The organism is Microbacterium sp. ZXT2-5, assembly GCF_055329545.1.
Genome location: NZ_JBUZWD010000001.1, coordinates 1400710 through 1421907, shown reverse-complemented (window position 1 = coordinate 1421907; position 21198 = coordinate 1400710). Strand labels below are relative to the sequence as shown.

General features: G+C 72.3%; 18 protein-coding genes and 1 tRNA gene. 11 read left to right on the top strand and 8 right to left on the bottom strand.

Annotated elements, in window-relative coordinates; all coding sequences use genetic code 11:
• Nucleotides 1–8 precede the first annotated feature (8 nt).
• Complete coding sequence (locus tag ACZBH1_RS06160; RefSeq protein ID WP_336393998.1) at nt 9–581, top strand: peptidylprolyl isomerase; 573 nt, start codon at nt 9–11, stop codon at nt 579–581.
• 9 nt (nt 582–590) lie between these two features.
• Nucleotides 591–1484, top strand: a complete 894-nt coding sequence (locus tag ACZBH1_RS06155; RefSeq protein ID WP_336393997.1) for a rhomboid family intramembrane serine protease — start codon at nt 591–593, stop codon at nt 1482–1484.
• A gap of 183 nt (nt 1485–1667) precedes the next feature.
• Here ACZBH1_RS06155 and ACZBH1_RS06150 read toward each other — a convergent pair whose 3' ends face one another.
• Nucleotides 1668–1907, bottom strand: a complete 240-nt coding sequence (locus ACZBH1_RS06150; protein WP_336393996.1) for a cell division protein CrgA — start codon at nt 1905–1907, stop codon at nt 1668–1670.
• Between the two features lie 55 nt (nt 1908–1962).
• Here ACZBH1_RS06150 and ACZBH1_RS06145 point away from each other — a divergent pair, with 55 nt between their 5' ends.
• From ACZBH1_RS06145 to ACZBH1_RS06135, 3 genes are read left to right on the top strand one after another with little or no spacing between them, the layout of a single operon-like run.
• The gene (locus ACZBH1_RS06145; RefSeq protein WP_463645823.1) at nt 1963–2766 is read left to right on the top strand and encodes a class E sortase; all 804 of its coding nucleotides are present in this window, start codon (nt 1963–1965) and stop codon (nt 2764–2766) included.
• Entirely contained in the window at nt 2766–2951 is a 186-nt protein-coding gene (locus tag ACZBH1_RS06140; protein ID WP_336395025.1) for a hypothetical protein, read from the top strand. The genes ACZBH1_RS06145 and ACZBH1_RS06140 overlap by 1 nt, the downstream gene beginning before the upstream one ends.
• A gap of 8 nt (nt 2952–2959) precedes the next feature.
• Nucleotides 2960–3610: an anthranilate synthase component II gene (locus tag ACZBH1_RS06135; RefSeq protein ID WP_463646662.1), complete on the top strand. Its 651-nt coding sequence runs from the start codon at nt 2960–2962 to the stop codon at nt 3608–3610.
• A gap of 26 nt (nt 3611–3636) precedes the next feature.
• Here ACZBH1_RS06135 and pknB read toward each other — a convergent pair whose 3' ends face one another.
• The 7 genes from pknB to ACZBH1_RS06100 form a co-directional block, all read right to left on the bottom strand.
• The gene (gene pknB / locus ACZBH1_RS06130) at nt 3637–5331 is read right to left on the bottom strand and encodes a Stk1 family PASTA domain-containing Ser/Thr kinase (RefSeq protein ID WP_336393993.1); all 1695 of its coding nucleotides are present in this window, start codon (nt 5329–5331) and stop codon (nt 3637–3639) included.
• Nucleotides 5332–5421: 90 nt separating this feature from the next.
• Nucleotides 5422–7146, bottom strand: coding sequence for a serine/threonine-protein kinase (locus ACZBH1_RS06125; RefSeq protein WP_452323800.1), 1725 nt, complete (start codon nt 7144–7146; stop codon nt 5422–5424).
• On the bottom strand, nt 7143–8603 hold the full coding sequence (locus ACZBH1_RS06120) for a peptidoglycan D,D-transpeptidase FtsI family protein (RefSeq protein WP_336393991.1): 1461 nt from the start codon (nt 8601–8603) through the stop codon (nt 7143–7145). Before ACZBH1_RS06120 ends, ACZBH1_RS06125 begins: the two co-directional genes overlap by 4 nt.
• A 1-nt stretch (nt 8604) precedes the next feature.
• A complete protein-coding gene (locus ACZBH1_RS06115) occupies nt 8605–9999 on the bottom strand; it encodes an FtsW/RodA/SpoVE family cell cycle protein (protein ID WP_336393990.1) in 1395 nt (464 codons plus the stop codon).
• Entirely contained in the window at nt 9996–11234 is a 1239-nt protein-coding gene (locus ACZBH1_RS06110) for a PP2C family protein-serine/threonine phosphatase (protein ID WP_463645822.1), read from the bottom strand. The genes ACZBH1_RS06115 and ACZBH1_RS06110 overlap by 4 nt, the downstream gene beginning before the upstream one ends.
• 18 nt (nt 11235–11252) lie before the next feature.
• Nucleotides 11253–11792, bottom strand: a complete 540-nt coding sequence (locus ACZBH1_RS06105; protein ID WP_463645821.1) for an FHA domain-containing protein FhaB/FipA — start codon at nt 11790–11792, stop codon at nt 11253–11255.
• Nucleotides 11789–12547 (bottom strand): FHA domain-containing protein, encoded by a 759-nt coding sequence (locus tag ACZBH1_RS06100; protein ID WP_463645820.1) that lies wholly within the window; start codon nt 12545–12547, stop codon nt 11789–11791. Before ACZBH1_RS06100 ends, ACZBH1_RS06105 begins: the two co-directional genes overlap by 4 nt.
• A gap of 155 nt (nt 12548–12702) precedes the next feature.
• On the opposite strand from ACZBH1_RS06100, the gene ACZBH1_RS06095 reads away from it, so the two are divergent.
• The 6 genes from ACZBH1_RS06095 to ACZBH1_RS06070 all read left to right on the top strand — a co-directional run bounded on the left by ACZBH1_RS06095 (nt 12703) and on the right by ACZBH1_RS06070 (nt 21056).
• Nucleotides 12703–12786, top strand: a tRNA-Leu gene (locus ACZBH1_RS06095).
• A 154-nt stretch (nt 12787–12940) separates the two neighbouring features.
• Nucleotides 12941–15310: an FtsX-like permease family protein gene (locus ACZBH1_RS06090; RefSeq protein ID WP_463645819.1), complete on the top strand. Its 2370-nt coding sequence runs from the start codon at nt 12941–12943 to the stop codon at nt 15308–15310.
• A complete protein-coding gene (locus tag ACZBH1_RS06085) occupies nt 15307–17991 on the top strand; it encodes an FtsX-like permease family protein (RefSeq protein ID WP_463645818.1) in 2685 nt (894 codons plus the stop codon). Before ACZBH1_RS06090 ends, ACZBH1_RS06085 begins: the two co-directional genes overlap by 4 nt.
• Nucleotides 17992–17995: 4 nt before the next feature.
• On the top strand, nt 17996–19006 hold the full coding sequence (locus ACZBH1_RS06080; RefSeq protein ID WP_463645817.1) for an ABC transporter ATP-binding protein: 1011 nt from the start codon (nt 17996–17998) through the stop codon (nt 19004–19006).
• On the top strand, nt 19003–19704 hold the full coding sequence (locus tag ACZBH1_RS06075; RefSeq protein WP_463645816.1) for an ABC transporter ATP-binding protein: 702 nt from the start codon (nt 19003–19005) through the stop codon (nt 19702–19704). The genes ACZBH1_RS06080 and ACZBH1_RS06075 overlap by 4 nt, the downstream gene beginning before the upstream one ends.
• 2 nt (nt 19705–19706) lie before the next feature.
• The gene (locus ACZBH1_RS06070; RefSeq protein WP_463645815.1) at nt 19707–21056 is read left to right on the top strand and encodes a hypothetical protein; all 1350 of its coding nucleotides are present in this window, start codon (nt 19707–19709) and stop codon (nt 21054–21056) included.
• The last annotated feature ends 142 nt before the right edge of the window (nt 21057–21198 follow it).

Sequence of the window (21198 nt, the reverse complement as noted above, 5' to 3'; positions counted from 1 at the left end):
ATGTATGAATGCCGCTTCACACCGCAGTCGCAACGATCCACACCAACCACGGCGACATCGTCGTCAACCTGTTCGGCGACCACGCGCCGCGCACGGTGCAGAACTTCATCGGCCTGTCCGACGGCTCGCAGGCGTGGACGCACCCCGCGACGGGCAAGCCCGGCGAGGGCCCCCTGTACAAGGACGTCATCTTCCACCGCATCATCTCGGGCTTCATGATCCAGGGCGGCGACCCGCTGGGTCAGGGCGTCGGCGGTCCCGGCTACAACTTCAACGACGAGATCAACGGCGAGCTCACCTTCACCGCGCCGTACAAGCTCGCCATGGCCAACGCCGGTCTTCGCCGCAACGCCATCACCGGCCAGCCCGAGGGCACCAACGGCTCGCAGTTCTTCATCACGGTTCCCGGTCAGGGCGGCCGCGGCCCGGAGTGGCTGCAGGGCAAGCACACGATCTTCGGCGAGGTCGCCGACGACGCGTCGAAGGCCGTCGTCGACGCCATCAGCGAGGTCCCGACCGCTGCCGGCGACCGTCCGGTGGAGCCCGTCGTGATCGAGTCGATCGACGTCGCCACGGTCTGACCGCAGCGCGTGACCACCGACGACCTCAGCCGCAACCGCGAGAACTTCTGCTACCGGCACCCCGATCGCCAGAGCTTCGTGCTCTGTCAGCGGTGCCTGCGCACGATCTGTCCGGAGTGCCAGACCACCGCCGCCGTCGGCGTGATCTGCCCGGAGTGCCTGCGCGACCAGCAGAAGGCGCAGTCCCCTGCGCAGCGCAAGGCCGAGCGTCGGTGGTCTCGCCCGCGGGCGCTGTCTGCGTCTGCCGGGCAGCCGGTCGTCACCTACACGATCATCGCGCTGACCGCGTTCGTCTTCCTGCTGTCGCTGATCCCCGGCGGCGTCGGCGACGCGGTGCAGGGCGCGCTCCTCTACTGGGCCCCCGCGCTCTACCCGCAGTTCAACGGTGAATTCCAGCCGTGGCGGCTCGTCACCGTCTCGCTCGTGCACTCCGGGTTCTGGCACGTCGGCCTCAACATGCTGGCGCTGTGGATGATCGGCCGCAGCCTCGAGCCCCTGCTCGGTCGCTGGCGCTTCCTCACCCTCTATGTCCTCAGCACGCTCGGCGGCTCCGTGGCGGTCACGCTGCTGTCGTTCACGACACCGGTGGTCGGGGCATCCGGAGCGATCTTCGGCCTGTTCGGCGCGCTGCTGGTGATCGGCCGCCACATCGGCGCGAACATCGCGGGGATCGCGATCGTGCTGGGCGTCAACCTGGTCATCGGGTTCATCCCCGGCTTCAACGTCTCGTGGCAGGCGCACATCGGCGGCCTTCTGGTGGGCCTGCTCGTGGCGTTCATCTTCACGCGCACGCGTGCGGTGCGTCAGCGCGGCCTGCAGATCGGCCTGCTCGTCGTCGTCGGCGCAGGGCTCGTCGCACTGCTGTTCGTGCCCGTCGTCTTCCCCTCGCTGATCCTCCTGTAGCCTGCACGGCCGGGCGGCCGGGTGGACTTATCCACAGGTTCATCCACAGGTGGGGAGAATCACACCTGTGTAATTCCACACCTGTTAACAGGGTTGTTAACAACCGTCGGATGCCACGGCGGACGGCATCCGCACACGGAAAAGCCCCGGTCGTCAGAGACCGGGGCTGCTGCTGGCTACGCGCTAGCGCCAGCGTGTCGTCATGAGGAAGCCGATGAAGGCGATGCCGAAGCCGATCACCAGGTTCCACGCACCGATGCCGGGAATGGGCCACGCCATTCCGCTCAGGTAGAACACGAGGATCCACACGAGACCGATGAGCATCAGTCCGATCATAATCGGCTTGAACCACACCGGGTTGGGTGCGGCTTCGCCTTCTGCGCGCTCGACGAGCGGGTCGTCGTCTTTGCCGGGTCGTGCCATGCAGAGAAGTCTAGCCTGGCCGTCGGTGTGAACCCGTGCGTGCGAGAATCCCCCTGTGGATGAAGCGGTGGCAGCCTCCGGCCGCGTCGCGGGGTCGAGTGCGCGCCCGGCGCGGCGCCCGTCTGTCGTGGGCGTCATCGGCGAGCTCCTCATCACCGCGGGCGTCATCGTGCTGCTCTACGTCGTGTGGCAGCTGTGGGTCGGCGACATGATCTACGGTGCCGAGCGCAACGCCACGGGCTCCTCGCTGTCGCAGGAGTGGGCGAAGGAGGGGGGCGTGCCCGCACCGCCGGCCCCCGCTGCGACCGATGAGACCGAGGAGCCCGCCTCCGAACCCGCCGTCCCCGTCACGGCCGCTCCCCCGGTCCTCGCCGAACCCGCCGACGCCGAGACCTTCGCGGTCATGCGCATTCCGCGGTTCGGTGACGACTATGCGGTGCCGGTGGCCGGCGGCGTGACGCGGGCGCGCACGCTGGACCCCATCGGGATCGGACACTACCCGGGCACGTCGATGCCCGGCCAGCCGGGGAACTTCGCCGTCGCCGCACACCGGACGACGTGGGGCAAGCCGTTCAACCGCATCGCCGAGCTCCGCCTGGGCGACGCCATCGTCGTCGAGACGCCCGAGGGGTGGTTCACCTACCGGTTCCGCACCCTCCAGTACGTGACGCCGAGCGAGGTGGAGGTGCTGCTGCCGGTGCCGCAGGCGGCGGACGTCCCCGCCGGTACTGCCTACATCACCCTCACCAGCTGCAGCCCCATGTTCGCGATGACCGAGCGCATCGTCGCGTACGGGGTGTTCGAATCGTTCACGCCGCGCACGGCCGGCGAGCCGGCGTCCCTGCAGGCGGTGGCGTGATGTACGCGGCGCTGTGGCATGTGCTTCCCGGCCCCTGGTGGGTGCGGGTGCTGATCCTCGTGGTGCTCGTCGCCGCGGCGCTGTACGGACTCCTCTTCCACGTCTTCCCGTGGGTGAGCCAGTTCGTCAACCCGCAGGAGGTCACCGTCGCCCTCGCCGGCGTCGCGGACGGGCGGAGGTCATGACCTCGGCGATGCCGGCGGCGCCGATCCTGGTCGTCGACAACCACGACAGCTTCGTCCACACCCTCATCGGGTACCTGCACGAGCTCGGTGCCGAGACCGACCTCGTCGAGGCGGACCGCATCGCCGACCCAGCGCGCGACATCGCCGGGCGTCCCGGGGTCCTGGTGTCGCCCGGCCCGGGGACCCCGGCCGACGCGGGGGCGTCGATCGACGTGGTCCGCGCCGCGGCGGAGGCCGGCATTCCTCTCCTCGGCGTGTGCCTGGGACACCAGGCCATCGGCGAGGCCTTCGGGGCGCGGGTCGATCACGCCCCCGAGCTCATGCACGGCATCACGTCGCAGGTCCATCACGACGGCTCCGCGCTCTACGCCGGACTCGCCGATCCCTTCACCGCGACCAGGTACCACTCCCTCGCCATCGTGCCCGAGACGGTCCCGGACGACCTCGTCGTGACCAGCCGCACCGACAGCGGCGTCATCATGGGGATCGCCCACCGGACCGCTCCCCTCCTCGGTGTGCAGTTCCACCCAGAGAGCGTGCTCACCGACGGCGGGTACCGGCTGCTGGGCAACTGGCTCGCCTCCGTCGGATACGCGGATGCCGCGACCCGCGGCGCGGCGCTGAGCCCGCGCAGGGGCGCGCGCGGCCAGGGCGCGTAGGCGCGCGTCCGGCGTCGGGTCTCCCGCTACGACCCCGAGCAGTACGTGAGGGTGATCTCGGATCGCACGGGCACGTCGCCCGGCGGGAGGGACTGGGACTGGACGGTCGCCGGATCGGCGCCCGGGCAGTTCGGGTCCTCCGCCGGGATGACCGTGAGTCCCGCCGATTCCAGCTCGCGCGTCGCCGCATCCAGCGTGTACCCGCGCACATCGTCGATCGCGACGCGTCCTGAGGCGACGACGAGGTTCACCGTGGTGCCCTGCGGAACGCTCGCCGCGTCCGCCGGATCGCTCGAGATGACGGTGCCGGCCGTGAGACCGGCGTCGTTCTGCGTCGTGATCGTGCCGAGCACCAGACCGGCGTCGGTGAGGGCCGCGATCGCGGCATCCTGCGCCAGCCCCGTCAGCGTGGGCACCGTCGCCATCTCCTGGCCGCTGGAGACGTACACCCGCACCTGCTGCTCGGGCTCGACCGACGTGCCGGCCTCGGGATCGGTGCGGATGACGTTGCCCTCGGGGACGGCCGTGTTCTCCTCGTCGACGCGGAACGCCAGCAGATCGCTCTCGGCGAGCTCCTCGTTGGCCCTCTCGTAGGTCATCCCCTCGACGTTCGGCACGACCCGCACGTTCGCGGGCATGTCGTCGCCCGGCTGGATCGAGAGCACCCAGAACAGCAGCGAGATGAGCAGCACCGCGAGCAGCCCGACGCCCGCCCAGATCCACGCGACCGGCGGGCCGGCCTGGGTGCGCTTCATCGTGGTGTCGGTGCTGAGCTGGCGCAGCGACCGGGCGGTCTCGGCCGCCTGACGCGGGTTGGGACCGTACAGCTCGCTGGTGAGCGCGCCGACCTGGCGCTTGGACGGCTCGCGGCCGTCGACCGTCGCGTCCAGCGCCTCCCGGAAGCGAGCGGCGTCCTGGTAGCGCTGGAACGGGTCCTTCGCGAGCGCCCGGAGCGCGACGGTGTCGAGGGCGCGCGGGACGGTCTCGTTGACCTCCGAGGGCGGCACCGGCGCCTCGCTGACGTGCTGATACGCCACGGCGACCGGCGACTCGCCGCGGAACGGCTGGCGGCCGGTGAGCAGCTCGTACAGCACCACGCCGGTGGAGTACACGTCGGCGCGTGCGTCGACGGGCTCCCCCTTGGCCTGTTCCGGCGAGAAGTAGGCGGCGGTCCCGAGGATCTGGGTGGTCTCGGCCACCGTGGACGAGCCGTCCGACACCGCGCGCGCGATGCCGAAGTCCATGACCTTCACCTGGCCGGCGTCGGTCACCATGACATTGCCCGGCTTGATGTCGCGGTGGATGACACCCGCGCGGTGCGAGTACTCGAGAGCCTCGAGGATGCCGTCGACGTAGCGGACGGCATCCGTCACCGGAACCGGGCCGGAGGAGATGATCTCTTTGAGCAGGCGGCCCTTGACGAGCTCCATCACGATGAACGGAACCGGGCGCAGCGTGCCGTCGGGCGTGGTGAGGGAGTCCTCGCCGGCGTCGTAGACGCGCACGATCGTCGGGTGGGCCATGCGGGAGGCCGCCTGCGCCTCGAGGCGGAACCGGGTGCGGAAGGCGTTGTCGTCGGCCAGCTCGCGATCCAGGACCTTGATCGCGACCTCGCGGCCCAGCGTCAGATCGTACCCACGGTAGACACTGGCCATTCCGCCGCGGCCGATGGGCTCGTCGATGCGATAGCGCCCCGAAAGCACACGCGGCTCAGCTGTCACGGTCACTCCCTGCCTGGAACACAAGCCAGACTATCCGAGCGAGAGCGGGTCACGCGGCCGACCGGACCCGCTCCCCGGACTCACTCAGGCTCAGCCGTCGCCCAGCACGTCCGTCGGCTCGGGTGTCGGAGTCGCGGCCTCGATGAGCACCGTCGCCTCGCCGGACTCGCCCGAGGTGCGGTTGCCCGCCGACCCGCCGCTGCACGTCACGTTGTAGGTGACGATGACCGTCTGCCCGGCGGCGTCGCCGGCGGTGACCGTCGCGTTGCGGGCGTTCTGCGGGAAGTTCGGGCCGTTCGCGATGGAGCCGTTCTGCACCGTGAAGGTGTACGCGCTCACCGATCCGGTGCCCGGCGGGCAGCTGTAGCCCTCCCACATGACCGTCAGGTCGCCCCCGGGCTCCACCGTCTGCGGCGAGCCCTGGAACGTGGGCGCGGTGGGCGTGGGCATCGGGGTCTGGCCGGCATACACCGTCAGCTCGACGACCGTGCCCAGCTGGACGTTGCCCGTCGGGCTGACGTCGTAGACCTTGCCCTCGCTCGGCTGATCGGGAGCGGCGTTCCCCTCGGCGCACGTCGCACCCAGGCCCAAGCCGTCCAGCGCGGCGGAGGCCGTGGCGCAGTCCGAGCCGATGTAGTCCGCCGCGACGACGTTCGCCGTGGTCGGCGTCGGGGTCGGCGTGTTCGTCGGGGTCGGGGTGGCCGACGGCGAGCTGCGCGTCGGTTCGGGGGTCGGCGTGTCCTGGTTGGCGATGACCGCCCAGATCGTGCCGGCCAGCACGAGCAGCAGCAGCGCGATGAGCGCGATCAGCGGCCACGTCCACGGGCTGCGCTTCTTCTTCTCGGCCGGCTCGTCGGTCACGACCTCTTCGACCGGGGTCGCCAGGATGCGCGTCGCCGCGCCGGCGTCGGCCCCGGCACCCAGGAGCTGCGTCGTCGCATCGGCCGCGACGGCTCCGCCTGCGATGGCGGGCACGGCCGCGGCCGCGGCGGCCACGTCTCCGCGCCGCAGCGCGGTCGCGGCGCGCGCCACGGCGGCGGCGGACGCGGGCCGGTCCTCCGGCTTCTTGGCGATCATCGCCATGACGAGGTTCTGCACGGGGGCGGCGACCGTGGCCGGAAGCGGCGGCGGCTGCTCGTTGATCTGCGCCATGGCGATCGCCACCTGGGACTCACCGGTGAAGGGACGCTTCCCGGCGAGGCTCTCGTACGCGACGATGCCCAGCGAGTAGATGTCGGTGGCCGGCGAGGCCGGGTGACCGGAGGCCTGCTCGGGCGACAGGTACTGGACGGTGCCCATCACCTGGCCCGTCGCGGTGAGCGGCACCTGGTCGGCGATGCGTGCGATGCCGAAGTCGGTGATCTTGACGCGCCCGTCCGGCGTGATGAGCAGGTTGCCGGGCTTGATGTCGCGGTGCACGAGCCCCGCGGCGTGCGCGGCCTGCAGGGCGGCGGAGGTCTGCGCGACGACATCGAGGGTCTTGTCGGTCGAGAGCGACACGTCGCGCTCGAGGATCGTCGACAGCGCCTCGCCGGGAACGAGCTCCATGACCAGGAACGCGCTGCCGTTCTCCTCGCCGTAGTCGAACACGCTCGCGATGCCCTCGTGGTTGACCAGCGCGGCATGCCGGGCCTCGGCGCGGAAGCGCTCCAGGAACCCGGGATCGCCCATGTACTCGTCTTTGAGGATCTTGATGGCGACCGTGCGTCCGATGACGTGGTCTGTCGCCTCCCAGACCTCGCCCATGCCGCCGATCGCTATGCGCGAGTCGAGTTCGTAGCGGCCGCCGAAGGTCACGCCCTGCGTCGGTCTCATCGTCCCAGCACCGCCTCCATGACCTTCTTCGCGATAGGAGCGGCGATGGTGTTGCCGCTGCCCGATTGCCCTTGCCCGCCGCCGTCTTCCACGACGACCGCGACGGCGACTTCCGGGCTCTGCGCGGGTGCGAACCCGGTGAACCACAGCGTGTATGGTTCGCCGGTTCCGTTCTCCGCGGTACCGGTCTTACCGGCCACGTCGACTCCGTCTATTCTTGCACCCGACGCAGCGCCGTCACTGACATTGGCGACCATCATGGCGACCAGCTCCTCTGCGAGATCGGCGTCGAGAGCCCGCCCGAATTCGGTGTCTTCGAATGTCTGCTGGACCGAGAGATCCGGTCCGATCACGCGGTCGACCATGCGGGGGTTCATGACGATCCCGCCGTTGGCGATGCCCGCCGACACCATCGCGATCTGCAGCGGAGTCGCGGTCACCTGGCCCTGACCGAAGCCGCTCAGCGCCGTCTGGGCGTCGTCCTGGATCGTGCGCGGGTAGCCCGACGGCGTCGAGACGAGCGGGATCTCCACCGGGACGTTGAAGCCGTACTTCTCCGCCTCCTCGCGGATCGCGGTGTCGCCGAGCTCGACGGCGAGCTCCGCGAACGGGATGTTGCAGCTGAGCCGGAGGGCGTCCGCGAGCGACACCGTCTCACCGGGACCGCACGTCCCGCCGCTGGCGTTGTGCACCACGCTGCTGGACTGCGGCAGCTGGTACGTCGCCGGGTTCGGCAGCTGCGAGTCCGGCGTGTACTCGCCGGAGGCCAGCGCGGCCGACGCCGTCACCAGCTTGAAGGTCGAGCCCGGCGGGTTCAGGTCGCCCGCGATGGCGCGATTGGACAGGGGCATGCCGGGGTCGGCGACGAGCTCGTCGTAGGTCGCGTTCACCTGTTCGGTGTCGTGCGAGGCCAGCACGTTGGTGTCGTAGCTCGGGCTCGTCACGAGTGCGAGCACGCGGCCGGTCGACGGCTCGATCGCGATCACGCCGCCCTGCAGGTCGCCGAGCGCCTCGAAGGCCGCGCGCTGCACGTCGGCATCCAGCGACAGCACGACGTTCGACCCGCGGGGCGGCTGTCCGGTGAAGATGCGCTCCAGGCGGGAGAGGAACTGCGAGCCCGCGGTGCCGCTGAGCTGCTGGTTCATCGCCTGCTCGATCCCGGTGGCCGAGTTGAGGGCCGGGTTGATGTAGCCGGTGACCGGCGCCCACATGGCGGCGTCGGTGTACACCCGCTGCCAGCTGTACAGGTCGTCGGAGGCCACGGACGAGGCGATCGCCGAGCCGCTCGCGATGATCGACCCGCGCTGCACCTCGTACGAGTCGTACAGCGCGCGGCGGTTCTCGGGGTTCGCGCCGAGCTCGTCGGACTGGATCACCTGGATCCAGCTCGTGGACGCGAAGAGGGCGAGGAACATGAGCAGCATCAGGATGCTGAGGCGACGGAGTTCTTTCGTCATGTCAGCCGATCACCACCCGCGGACGGCTGCGCACCGCGTCCGAGATGCGCAGCAGCAGCGCGACGATGATCCAGTTCGCCACGAGCGACGACCCGCCCGCCGCGAGGAACGGCGTGGTGAGGCCGGTGAGCGGGATGAGGCGCGTGACCCCGCCGACCATGATGAACACCTGCAGCGCGATGGTGAACGACAGACCGGTCGCCAGCAGCTTGCCGAAGTCGTCCTGGCCGGCCAGTCCGATGCGGATGCCGCGGCTGGTGAACACCATGTAGAGGCACAGGATCGCGAAGACGCCGATGAGGCCGAGCTCCTCGCCGAGCGCCGGGAGGATGTAGTCGCTCTCGGCGACGGGTGTCAGGTACGGCCTTCCCTGGCCGAGTCCCGTGCCGATGAGGCCGCCGTTGGCCATGCCGAACAGGCCGTTCACCAGCTGGTAGCTGGAGTTGTCCATCAGCTCGGGGTTGAACGCGTCCAGCCAGTTGCGGAAGCGCCCCTGCACGTACGGCAGCACCTGCGACGCCAGGGCCGCGCCGGCGGCGGCCAGCAGCACGCCGATGAGCACCCAGCTCGTCTTGCCCGTCGCGACGTAGAGCATCGCGACGAACATCCCGAAGATGAGCAGGCCCGTGCCGAGGTCGCGCTGCATGACGATGATGCCGAGCGAGACGAGCCAGATCACCAGCAGCGGTCCGAGCTCGCGCGCCCGCGGCCACGTGATGCCGAGGAAGCGGGTGCCCGTCGAGGTCAGGCTCTCCCTGGTGCGCACCAGGTATCCGGCGAAGAAGATGCCCAGCGCGATCTTGGCCAGCTCGCCCGGCTGGAACGAGAAGAACCCGAGCGAGACCCACACGTCGGCGTTGGCGTCCGTTCCGAGGCCCGGGATGATCGGCAGGATGAGCAGCAGGATGCCGACGAAGCCGAAGATGTAGGTGTACCGGAACAGCACCCGGTAGTTGCGCAGGAACATCACCACGAGGATCGCCGCCACCAGCGCGATCGCCGCCCACGCCAGCTGCCTCGTGGAGTACGCGTTCCAGCCGTGGCGGTCCCAGTGCAGGTCGAGTCGGTAGATCATCGCGAGTCCGAGACCCGTGAGGATGGTCGCGATCGGCACGACGAAGGGATCCGCGGCGCGGGCGCGCAGGCGCAGCAGGATGTGCAGCGCGATGACCAGCGCGGTCAGCCCGCCGCAGTAGACGAGGAAGGTCCAGTCGATCGCGCCGAGCGCACCGAGCTGGACGAGGGCCACCGCCGAGCCGTTGATGAGGAAGGCGAACACCAGCAGCGCCAGCTCGCGGTTGCGCTGCGTCTGCGGCACGCGAAGGCGGCGCAGCGCGCGGATCACCGCGGTGTCGGCCGCGACCGGATCCGCGGGCGTGCTCGTGGACGCGCTCATCCGGCTCCTCCCGCCAAGTCGCTGATGTCGGCGACGATACGGCGCGCATCTGAGAGGGAGCTCGCCGAGATCGTGCCCTCCACGGTCGCTCGCGCGAAGTCCGAGAGATCGTCCAGCGGGATGCCGGTGTCCTCATACGGCGTCGACAGCGAGACGGGTCCGATGTTCTGCTGAACGCCCTGATAGATGACCACGGTGTCCTCGTCGGCGCCGACGAAGTACCGGGTCTGCGTCCACTGGTAGCCGATCCACGCGGCCCCGGCGAGCAGGGCGAGCACGAGCGCGACGCCCGTGATCCAGCCGATACGGCGGCGGCGGGCACGGCGCCGGTCCTCCTCGATGAGCTCCTCGAGGAACTCGGCCGCCGGCTCGAAGTGCGTCGGCTCGTTGGCCGCCTGGCGGTTCGGGTGCAGCCAGCTCGACCGCCGCGGGGCGGCCGCGGGCACCTCGACGCCGACCGGGTTGGACGCGGAGCCGACGATCGTGGGGGTGCCGGAGAAGAGCGGATGCTGCCCGCCGACGTCGACGAGCACGATCGTGACGTTGTCGGGGGCGCCCCCGTCGAGGGCCTGCTTCAGCAGGGTGTCGGCCGTCCGGCCGGGGGCCAGGCCCAGGCTGAGGGCCTTGGCGGTGTGCGGGTCGTCGACGACGCCCGACAGCCCGTCGGAGCACAGCAGCCAGCGGTCGCCCGGCTGCGTCGGCATGATGAAGGTGTCGAGCTCCGGGTCGGCGTCCATGTCGCCCAGCACCCGCATCAGCACGGAGCGGCGCGGGTGGTAGCGGGCCTCTTCCGGCGTGATGCGTCCGGAATCGACGAGGCGCTGCACGAACGTGTGGTCGGTCGTGATCTGCGTCAGGGCGCCGTCGCGGTAGAGGTAGATGCGCGAGTCGCCGATGTGGGCGATCACGGCGTAGTCGTCCACCATGATGAGCGCGCTCACGGTCGTGCCCATGCCGGCGAGCTCGGGCCGGACGTTCACGGTGTCGATGAGGTCGACGGCGGCGTCGGCGATGGCGTCCCGCAGCGCCCGTTCGGCCTCGGCCGTCGAGTCGTACGGCCGGTCGAGGGCCTCGAGCCGCGCGATCGCGAGGCTGGAGGCGACATCGCCGCCCGCATGCCCGCCCATGCCGTCGGCGACCACGAACAGGTTGGAGCCGGCATAGCCGGAGTCCTGATTGTTGGAGCGCACCTTGCCGGTGTGCGAGATGGCGGCGCTCGAGCCCTGGAAGACCATGTGCGAGGAGTCCGCCCGCTACTTCCGCAGCTCGAACGTCGTCGCACCGACCTTGATCGGAGCGCCGAGGTTCACGGGGACCGGGGCGGTCACGCGCGCGCCGTCGTGCCAGGTGCCGTTCGTCGAGTCGAGGTCCTGGATCATCCACTGGTCGCCCCACAGCACCAGACGCGCGTGGTGGCTGGACGTGTAGTCGTCGCGCACGACGAGCCCCGACTCGCTCGACCGGCCGATCGTGAGCGGCTCGTTGCCCAGGGGCAGCTCGAGCCCCGTCTTCGGCCCGCTCGTGATCACGATGCGCGCCGCGGTCGAGGTGGTCGCCGGTCCGCGCGGCGTCGGCGGGAGCGGTGGGGCGGCCTGCCCGACGGCCGACGTCGCGGCCGAGGCCGGGGCGGCGGGCGCTGCGGCCAGCCCGGCTGCAGCGGCTGCGGCATCCGGCATCCGCCTGACCTTCACGCCGAACAGGTCGGCGCGCAGCGAGTAGACCACGCCGAAGACGAACGCCCACAGCAGGACCAGGAAGCCGATGCGCAGCAGGAGCAGGGTGAGCTCGCTCATGCCAGCGGCCCCCTCTCCCGCGCGTCGTACGGCGGCGCGTCGAAGACGCGGGTGGCGTCCTCGGCGGGCGCGGCGGGGCGTGGGGCGGCGGCCTGCGCGACCACGCGGAAGACGATGTCGGTGCGGCCGATGCGCACCGTCGAGTCCGGCGCGAGCGCGCCCTCGGTCACCTTGCGGCCATCGAGCATCGTGCCGTTGGTCGAGTTCAGGTCGCGGACCATCGCGCGCTCGCCGTCCCACAGGATCTCGACGTGCTTGCGGCTCGTGCCGGAGTCGGCGACGGTGATGTCGGCGTCGCTCCCGCGTCCGATCACCGTCCGCGACTTGGTCAGCGGGATGCGGCGGCCCTCGACGTCGAGCACGCCGCGCCATGCCACCCGTCCGCCCTGCGCGGCGGTCGACTCCACCCGCAGCGTGCCGGTGGCCAGCTGGTCGTCGCGCCGCAGCGAGATGGAGACGGGTCCGGCGAAGGAGTAGCCCTGCGCCTTGGCGTGCTTGTGCACGAGCGTGTCGAGCTCGTGCGTGAGCGCGTCGCCGAGGTTCGACATGCGGTCGTCGTCGGCCGGCGAGAGCAACACCGTGAAGGTGTTCGGCGCGAGGATGCGATCCCGGCTGACCACCGCGGCTTTCTTGTCGAGCTCGCTGCGCAGGGCCGATGCGATCTCGACGGGCTGGATGCCGCTGCGGAAGGTCTTGGCGAACGCGCTGTTCACGGCGCGTTCGAGACCTTTCTCGAAGCTGTCAAGTAGTCCCACGGAGCTCCTCTTGAGGGGGGTGCCGGTTGCTACATGCTAGTTGCACAGCCTGTACCCGTCGTGGATCGCCCACGCGACCAGGCGAGTTCGGACCCGGCGGCGACGCATGATATCCTCGGGAAGTTGAGTTTCGCGGGATCTGGATCCCGCGGCTCGCGCGAGTGGCGGAATAGGCAGACGCGCTGGCTTCAGGTGCCAGTGCCCGAAAGGGCGTGGGGGTTCAACTCCCCCCTCGCGCACAGCAGGCCCGTGAGGTCCCGGAAGGGGCCCCACGGGCCTTTGCGTTTCTCGGCCGCGCCGGGAGGGCCCGCCCGATCGCGGCTCGCCGCCCGCGTCGGTTAGGTTCGGAGGCAACCCACGTCAGCGCCAGACGAACCGCGGAGGACCGAGCCCATGCCCGATCGCCGCGCCGTCTCCTCCGTGCGGCTGCTCGCGGCCCGTGGTCGTGCGCGCGCCGGGCTGCTCGTGAGCGCCGCGGCTGCCGTCGCCGTCGCGGTCGCCACGGTGTGCCTGCTGCCGGCGACGCTCGCCCGCGCGGTCGCCGCGGCGGGAACGCCCGCGCCTCCCGGAGTCGAGCCCGAGGTCGTCGCCGCACAGGTCGCGGAGGGCGCCGCCGCCCTCGCCTCCGCCGTTCCCGCTCTGGTGATCCTGGTCGCGCTCCTCGCCGGCACCGCCGTCGCGCAGCTGGCCCGCCTCGTCGCCACGGCGCGGGAGCAGGAGACGGCGGCCATCCGTGCGCGTGGCCTCTCCGGCGCGCAGGGGTGGACCGCCGACGCTGCCGAGGGCGCGTCGATCGCCGTCGCGGGTGCGCTCATGGGCGTCGTCCTCGCCGCCGCGGCCGCCGCGGTCACCGGTTCCGGTCCGGCGGACGTCTTGCTGCAGTGGCCGTGGGCGACGGCTCTCGCCGTCGCGCTGGTGGCCGTGTTCACGGTCGCCCTGCGCCGAGGCGAGCGGCGCCGCACCACCGCTCGCGCCGCGGGTGCGACGACAGGCGCCTTCGTGGTCGTGGTGCTGCTGGCCGCGGCGCTGGTCGTGTGGCAGCTGCCGCAGGGCCGGGGCGCCGGGTTCGACCCGATCGTCGCCGTCGCTCCCGCTGTCCTGCTGCTGGCGGGAGCGATCCTGGCGCTGGCCGTCTTCGGCGCCGGTGCGGCCGCATGGACCGGAGCCGCCGCGGGGATCCCGTCGCTCGAGCCCGCATACCCGGCCCGGCAGGTCGCCCGCCGCCTTCCGGTGTACGCGGTGGCCGTGCTGCTGGTCGTGCTCGCGGTCTCGCTGACGGTGTTCGCCTCCGCCTACTCCGCGACCTGGCGCGCGATGACGTCGGACTCGTCGGCGCTGCGCGCCGGCGCCGACCTGCGCGTGGACACCTCCCCGCAGTCCGTGTCGCCCGGCGACGTCGCCGCCGCCGCCGAAGTGGAGGGGGTGGATGCCGCGGCCCCCGCGCTGACGGCCCTCCTCGAGGTCGGCGAGACCACCGCCCCGCTGGTGGCGGTGCCCCTTCCCGCGGTCGGACCCGTCGTCGCCGCGGCCGGCGGTCTGGTCGACAAGGCCGCCCTGGCCGCCGCGGCGACGGTGCCCGACGCCGTGGCCGCGCAGCCGCTGCCACTGGGCGAGGCCGCGCGCGGCATCCGGGTCCGCGCGCTGCTCTCGGGCCCCGCGTCCCTCCCCTCGGTCACGGTCTTCGCGGTCTTCATCGACGACACCGGAGCGCCGGCTGCGGTCGCCCTCGACGAGACCAGCCTGCAGCCGGCGACGGACGGCACGGTGGTGCTCACCGCCGAGGCGTCGCTGCCGCCCGGCACCGCGCCGTGGCGCCTGCTCGCACTGGCTGCCGGCACCGGCCCGACGTTCGCCGACCGCACGGTGACGGTCGAGCTCACGCAGGTCGAGGCGCTCGGGGGTTCGGCGCTGGACGCCGCGGGAGAGGTAACGCTCGGTGACGGTTCGCGGGACGCCGTCGTGTGGCTGGCCGACGGTGGCGTGCTGGCGAGCGGCGCCGATGCGCCGCCCCTCGCGGCCGTGGTCACGACGGCGTTCGCGGCCCGGCTCGGCCTGGCCGAGGGTGATGCGTTCGAGTTCCGCTACGACGGCACCGGTCGGCGCGGGGGCGCCGTGGTGTCCGCCATCGTGTCGGCGGTCCCCGGCGCGACGAGCCCGGTCGCCGTGTTCGCCCCGCTCGAGAACCTCCTGGTCTCGCAGCTGCAGCGCGGCACCTCCATCGTGCCGCCGAACTCGGTGTGGGCGTCGGGTGCGCCATCCGTCGACGAGTTCAGCGCCGTCCTGGGCGATCGGCCCGTCGCCACGGCCGCTCCCGGCACCGCCGCCGCCCTCGTGGGCGCGCTCATCCCCGCGTGGTGGATCGCCACGGCGGGGGCCGCAGTGCTCGCGCTGGTCGCGGCGTTCGCGATCGTCCAGACCCTCGCGCTCGCGCGCCGCCGCGAGCTGGGCGTGCTGCGCGCCCTCGGGGTGACGCCGCGACGCCAGGGCGCGATGCGCGGGGCCGAGCTGGGCGGCGTGCTGGGCGCGGCTCTCCTGCTGGGGGTCCCGGCCGGACTGCTCGCCTCGTGGCTGGTCGTTCCGGGGATCGTGCGCGCCGTGACGCCCGGCGTCCTGCCGCTGCCGACCGGCGTCACGCTGGCCTGGCCGCCGCTCCTGCTCGGGCTGGCCCTGCTTCTTCTGGGCCTTGCGGCGATCGTCGCGCTCGCCGCAGCCGGCGCGGTGCGGGATGCGCGCACGGCCACGGTCGGCGAGGAGGCGCGATGAGCCGCCGCGTCTCGACGCGCGCCCTGGTGGCGCACCACCTGCGTTCGCATGCGGGAGGCGGCGCGATCCTCGGCCTGCTCGTGCTGGTGCTGTCGCTGCTCGCGACGGCCGCGCCGCTCGCGCTCGCTCAGCTCGGCGACGCCACTGTGCGCGACCGGATCGACACGCTGTCGCCGACCGTGCGGGACGTCGTCTCCACCACGCCGGGGCTGCCGCAGATCGGCGGGGATGGACTGTCCCTCGAGACCGACGAGGTCTGGGCGCCCTTCCTCGGCGAGCTCGAGCGCGTGCGCTCCACCGCCGATCGGCCGCTGCCGGCCGTGCTCGGCGCTCCCGGCGCGATCGCGCGCACGGCCCCCGCGCCCCTCGCCGAGGATCCGAGGACGCGTCAGCTCTCCGTCGCCTACTCGCCGGGTTTCTCGGAGCGCGTGACCGTCGTGGAGGGTCGACTGCCGGAGCCCTCGGCGGGCGAGGGCGCGAGCGTCGAGATCGTGCTCTCCGTCGACACGGCCGCCGAGATGGAGTGGCCCGTCGGCGAGGCGCGCACGATCGGCGGGCCGGCGCAAGAGCCGATCCGTTTCCACCTGGTCGGAGCCTTCGAGCCGGTCGATGAGGGCGACGACTTCTGGCAGCACGCGACCTCGGTGCGCGAGCCGAACATCTTCGACGACGGCAATGCGCCGCGGGTGGTCACCGGCACCGGATTCGCACACCCGGCGGCGCTCGCCGACGCGTACCGCTTCTCGACGGCCCAGACGACGGACGCCTGGTTCCCGGCCGACGTCGCGGCCATCGCCGCCGACGACGCCGAGCAGGCCGCCGCCGCCCTCCGCAGGCTCACCTCCGTCTCGCAGGTGATCGGCACGACGGCCGGTGGCCCCGGCATCCTGGGGGTGCGTTTCGAAGCGGAGATGACGGCCGAGCTCGAGTCGGCGCTCGCGCAGCAGGACGCCACCGTGGGCGTCATCGCCATGCTGGTCGCGGGACCGGCGGGAGTGGCCGCGGCGGTGCTGGTGCTGGCATGCCGGCTCATCCTCGAGGGCCGGCGGTCCAGCATGCGGCTGCTGTCAGCGCGCGGCGCCTCCACCGCACAGCTGCGGCGCCTCGTGGGCACCGAGGCGGTGCTGTGGGGCACGATCCCAGCGCTGCTGGGCGCAGCGGCGGCGCTCCTCGTCGGCGTGCTGGTGGGCATCACTCCCACTCCGGCTGCGCTCGTGCCCGTCCTCCTCCTCGGCCTCGCGCCGATCGGGATCCTCGCCGTCCTGGCTCCGTCGGCCGCCGAACGACCCCTTCGCGCCGATCTCGGTCGCCGCGGCTCGCGATTGCGCGGCATCACCGAGGGCGCCGTCGTCGTCCTCGCTCTGCTCGCGCTCACCCTCCTGTTCGTGCGCGGCTACTCGGACGGCGTCGACGTGCTCCTCGCGGCGACCCCGCTCCTCCTCGCGCTGGTGGCGTGCCTGGTGACGCTCCGGCTCTACCCGATCCCCCTGCGGGCGGTGTTCCGCCGTGCGCGCGCCGGCGCGGAGCTCGACGGCTTCCTCGGGTCGGCCCGCGCGCTGCGCGAGCCTTCCATCGGGCTCACGCCGGTGCTCGCGCTCGTGGTCGGCGTCTCGGTCGCCGTCTCCAGCGGCATCCTGCTCTCGGCCCTCCAGACCGGCGTGGCCGACGCCTCGCGTGCGCGGATCGGCGCCGACATGCGCGTCGCGGGGTTCGTGTTCACGCAGGAGCAGCGCGAGCGCGTCTCCGGCGTCGACGGGGTCGCCGCCGCGGCGTGGCTCTCCGGCGGGGAGCCGGCGCGGCTCGACATCGACGGTGTGGACGAGAGCACCGTCGTCTTCGTCGCCGACACGGCGACGCTGCGCGAGGTGCAGGGCGACGGACCGGGGATGCTGCCGCCCGGCGTCACGCCGCGCCCCGGCGCGGAGCCCGTGCCGCTCGTCGCCTCGGCGGCGGCCGCGCAGGAGATCGGCAGCCCGGACGACCTGCTCCTGGACGGCGTGGCGGCCGAGGTCGTGGGTGTGACACGCGGGCCCGTCCCCATCGGCGCGCGTGAGGACTGGGTGCTGATCGACTCGACCGCCGCGGAGGCCGTGCTCGGCAGCGTCTCCAGTGCCCGCACCCTGCTCCTCACGCTCGATGCCGAGGCCGACGCCGATGCCGTCGCAGAGGGCGTGCGGACCGTACTGGGGCAGGGGGTCCGCATCGACACCGTCTCTCAGGTCGCCGGCGGCATCGAGTCGGGACCGGCGGTGCAGGGCGTGCGGGCGGCGCTGCTCATCGCGACCGGGACCGCGGCGCTGCTCAGCGCGCTGGCCATCGTCATGACGCTGGCGCTCGCCGCAGCGCCGCGGGCACGACTGCTCGCCCTGCTGCGCACCCTCGGCGCGCGGCCCCGCTCTGCGACATCGCTCGCGCTGTGGGAGATCGGTCCGCCGGCTGTCGCCGCGATCATCGCGGGAACCGTCTTCGGCGCGGTGGTGCCCGTCGTGGTCATGGCCGCCGTCGACCTGCGGCCGTTCACGGGGTCGTCCGTGGCGCCCGCGTATGCTCTGGACCCGGGCATCCTGGCGCTGACCCTCGGGGGCTTCGTCGTCGCCGCGGTTCTGCTCACCGCGCTGGCTCTCGTCGTGGCGCGGCGCGTCGGCGCAGCGGGCGCGCTGCGCACTGTGGAGGAAGGATAGGGCGATGGCGCTTCGAGGTGCAGATCGGCAGCAGCCGGACGGCGGATCCGCGTCGGCGGCGCGCGTCGCCGGTCGACCGGGGGGTGTCCCGGACGCCGACATCCTGTGCGCGGACCTCGTCCGCATCTTCAAGGTGGCGTCGGGCTCCGGGCCGGGTGTCGAGGTGCAGGCGCTGCAGGGACTGAATCTCCGCGTCGACCCGGGCGAGCTCGTCGCGGTGGTGGGCGCGTCGGGGTCGGGCAAGTCGACGCTCCTGGCCATCCTCTCGAGCCTCGATCAGCCGTCCGCGGGGGTCGCGTGGGTGGCCGGGCATGACCTGCTGACGATGAAGGAGAAGGAGCGGGTGGCCTTCCGCCGCCGCAGCGTCGGGTTCGTCTGGCAGCAGACCTCCCGCAACCTCCTGCCGTACCTGTCGGCGAGCGAGAACGTGGCGACGACGCTGGCGATCGCCGGCACCGAGTCGGCCCGCGGCCGGCGTGCGCGCGTCGCGGAACTGCTGGATCTGCTCGAGGTCTCGCACTGCGCCGAGCGTCGTCCCGCCGAGATGTCCGGCGGCGAGCAGCAGCGGGTCGCGATCGCGGTGGGCATCGCCAATCAGCCCCGCGTGCTCCTGGCGGACGAGCCGACGGGCGAGCTCGACGACGCCACGAGCGCCCACGTCCTGGAGGCCATGCGGTCGGTGAACCGCGAGCTCGGGGTGACGACGCTCATCGTCACGCACGACCCGGGCGTCTCGGAGCACGTCGCACGCACCGTTCAGATCCGCGACGGACGCACGTCGACCGAGGTGCTGCGCTCGACGCGGGTGGACGAGCACGGCGCCGAGGAGCACGTCGCGGAGGAGTACGCCGTGCTCGATCGCGTGGGTCGCCTGCAGCTGCCCGACGAGTTCGTCGCCGCCCTGGACCTCCGCGACCGCGTGCGGCTCGCGCTGGAGGCCGACCATGTGGGCGTCTGGCCCGGTCAGGGACGGCGGGACGAGGCATCCGTCGACGAGAGCGAGGATCGGACATGAGCGTGGCGCTGCGCGGAGAGAGGCTGAGCCGCACCTTCCGCTCGCCGGCGGGCGAGGTGCACGCGTGCGTGGATGTCGACATCGAGGTCGCCGAGGGCGAGCTGGTGGTGGTGCGCGGGGCCTCCGGAGCGGGCAAGACCACGCTGCTGAACCTGCTCGGCGGGCTCGACCGCCCGACGTCCGGGCGGGTGTGGATCGGGGATGCCGAGGCCACCGCCCTCGGCGAGGACGAGCTGGCCGCGCTCCGCCGGGAGCGCCTGGGATTCGTCTTCCAGTCCTTCGGTCTGGTGCCGATCCTCTCCGCCGCCGAGAACGTCGAGGTGCCCCTGCGCATCGCGAAGACGCCGCCCGCCGAGCGGGCCGCGCGGGTCGCCGAGGCGCTCGCGCTCGTGGGGCTGGCGGATCAGGCCGCGCAGCGCCCGAGCGAGCTATCGGGAGGGCAGCAGCAGCGCGTCGGCATCGCGCGGGCTATCGCGGTGAGGCCGAGCGTCCTGCTCGCGGACGAGCCGACCGGGCAGCTCGACTCCCGCACCGCCGCCACCGTCATGGACCTCATCGGCGAACTCGTGCACGCGCGGGGCCTGGCCGCCGTCGTCACGACGCACGATCCGCTGCTCGTCCAGCGCGCCGATCGGGTGATCGAGCTGCACGACGGCCGGGTGACGGACACGCGCGTCCCGCGCGCGGCTGAGGTGTGAGCATGCGCGCGATGATCGTGCTCGCGGGGCGGCTGATCGTCGCGCACTGGCCCGCGCTGGTCGCGTGGTATCTCGCGGGGACGCTGGGCCGGTACGCCGGCATCCAGCTCGCCGGGTTCGTCGGCGGCTACTCCGCGATCGGCGGCATCCTGCTGCTTCCTCTCGCCATCCTCGCGAAGCTGGTGAGCGTCGTCGCGATGCTCCTGGTGCTCCGCGACGCGATGCCGCGCCTCGGCGTGATCGCACCCGCCCCGGTGGATCGGCTGACGCGGCGCCGGTCGTTCCGCGACGCGCTGCTGTCGGCGACTCTCCCGTTCATCGCGGTGTACGCCCTGCTCGGCTTCCTGGTGGAGGATGTCGCGGCCTACCTCGACGCGGCGCTCATCGTGAAGACCGGTCGCGAGGCGATGGCGGTCGTGGCCGGGGTGGAGATCGACACGTCGGGCACGGTGGACCACCTGACGTTCGAGCCGTGGACCGTCGGGGTCGTCGTGCTCGCGTTCGCCGGTCGCTGGGCGTGGAAGCGGTGGCAGAAGGCGCTGCCGCGGTGGACGTCGATCGTCGCGACCTACCTGGAGGCGCTCTGGGTCTTCCTCGCGGCGTACTTCATCGGCGAGGCGATCGGGCAGCTCACGGGGTGGATCGAGGCGCGGCAGGCCATGGTGTGGCTCGCGGATGCCCGGGAATGGGTCGGCGGATGGTTCGCCCCGCTCGGCTGGGCGTGGGACGCCGTGGGATGGCTCATCGCACAGGCCGGCGTGGTGCTGATCGTGCCGCTGGCCTGGCTGACGATCGCCGGCGTCGTCTACGGCCAGGCCGTCTCGCCCCAGGGGCTCACCTGGGAGAGTCCGCTCGCGAAGCGCGCGCGGACCCGGTACGGCGCCATCCCGCAGCGGCTCCGCCGACGGATCGGCGACCTCGGCTCGGAGGTCGGGTCGCGATTCCGGCCGCTGTGGAAGGCGGTGGTGCTGATGTGGCGCGGCGGCCCGATCCTCATCGGCGGGTACGTGCTGCTGTACTCGCTCGTCCTGCTGAGCGAGCAGCTCCTGCGCATCGGCCTCACGCGCCTGGTCGGTCCTCAGGACTTCGAGACGTTCTGGCTGGTCGCGGGAACCCCGCTGCTGCTGCTGGTGCCGCTCGTGATCGAGCCCGTGCGCACGGCGGTCGTCGCCAGCGCGTACGACGCCACGGTCGGCGTCCTCATCGGCGAGCCGGTCGTCGCGTCAGGGGACGACGAGTCGGAGGAAGGCCGGCAGCTCGTCGACGACGGTGAGCTCCACGCCGAACGGGCCGGCGGCGTCGTCGGGGATGAGGAACGGCGCGGCGACGGTGTAGGGACCGTCGGCGTCTGAGACGCAGGCCGTCGGCCGGTCGTAGTCCCAGTCCACCGCCGACGCGGCATCGTCCCACTGCCGCTGTGCGCCGTCGAGCTCCCGGAGCACCGGCGTCGAGCACGCCACGGGGTGTCCGCCGGGATCGACGGGGACCTCGACG

Excerpts from the sequence above, each read along its gene's own strand:
- ACZBH1_RS06160 (WP_336393998.1), top strand. The coding sequence starts at position 9 with ATGCCGCTTCACACCGCAGTCGCAACGATCCACACCAACCACGGCGAC.
- ACZBH1_RS06150 (WP_336393996.1), bottom strand. The coding sequence starts at position 1,907 with ATGGCACGACCCGGCAAAGACGACGACCCGCTCGTCGAGCGCGCAGAA.
- ACZBH1_RS06140 (WP_336395025.1), top strand. The coding sequence starts at position 2,766 with ATGTACGCGGCGCTGTGGCATGTGCTTCCCGGCCCCTGGTGGGTGCGG.
- ACZBH1_RS06135 (WP_463646662.1), top strand. The coding sequence starts at position 2,960 with ATGCCGGCGGCGCCGATCCTGGTCGTCGACAACCACGACAGCTTCGTC.
- ACZBH1_RS06125 (WP_452323800.1), bottom strand. The coding sequence starts at position 7,146 with ATGAGACCGACGCAGGGCGTGACCTTCGGCGGCCGCTACGAACTCGAC.
- ACZBH1_RS06120 (WP_336393991.1), bottom strand. The coding sequence starts at position 8,603 with ATGACGAAAGAACTCCGTCGCCTCAGCATCCTGATGCTGCTCATGTTC.
- ACZBH1_RS06115 (WP_336393990.1), bottom strand. The coding sequence starts at position 9,999 with ATGAGCGCGTCCACGAGCACGCCCGCGGATCCGGTCGCGGCCGACACC.
- ACZBH1_RS06110 (WP_463645822.1), bottom strand. The coding sequence starts at position 11,234 with ATGGTCTTCCAGGGCTCGAGCGCCGCCATCTCGCACACCGGCAAGGTG.
- ACZBH1_RS06105 (WP_463645821.1), bottom strand. The coding sequence starts at position 11,792 with ATGAGCGAGCTCACCCTGCTCCTGCTGCGCATCGGCTTCCTGGTCCTG.
- ACZBH1_RS06090 (WP_463645819.1), top strand. The coding sequence starts at position 12,941 with ATGCCCGATCGCCGCGCCGTCTCCTCCGTGCGGCTGCTCGCGGCCCGT.
- ACZBH1_RS06085 (WP_463645818.1), top strand. The coding sequence starts at position 15,307 with ATGAGCCGCCGCGTCTCGACGCGCGCCCTGGTGGCGCACCACCTGCGT.
- ACZBH1_RS06080 (WP_463645817.1), top strand. The coding sequence starts at position 17,996 with ATGGCGCTTCGAGGTGCAGATCGGCAGCAGCCGGACGGCGGATCCGCG.
- ACZBH1_RS06075 (WP_463645816.1), top strand. The coding sequence starts at position 19,003 with ATGAGCGTGGCGCTGCGCGGAGAGAGGCTGAGCCGCACCTTCCGCTCG.
- ACZBH1_RS06070 (WP_463645815.1), top strand. The coding sequence starts at position 19,707 with ATGCGCGCGATGATCGTGCTCGCGGGGCGGCTGATCGTCGCGCACTGG.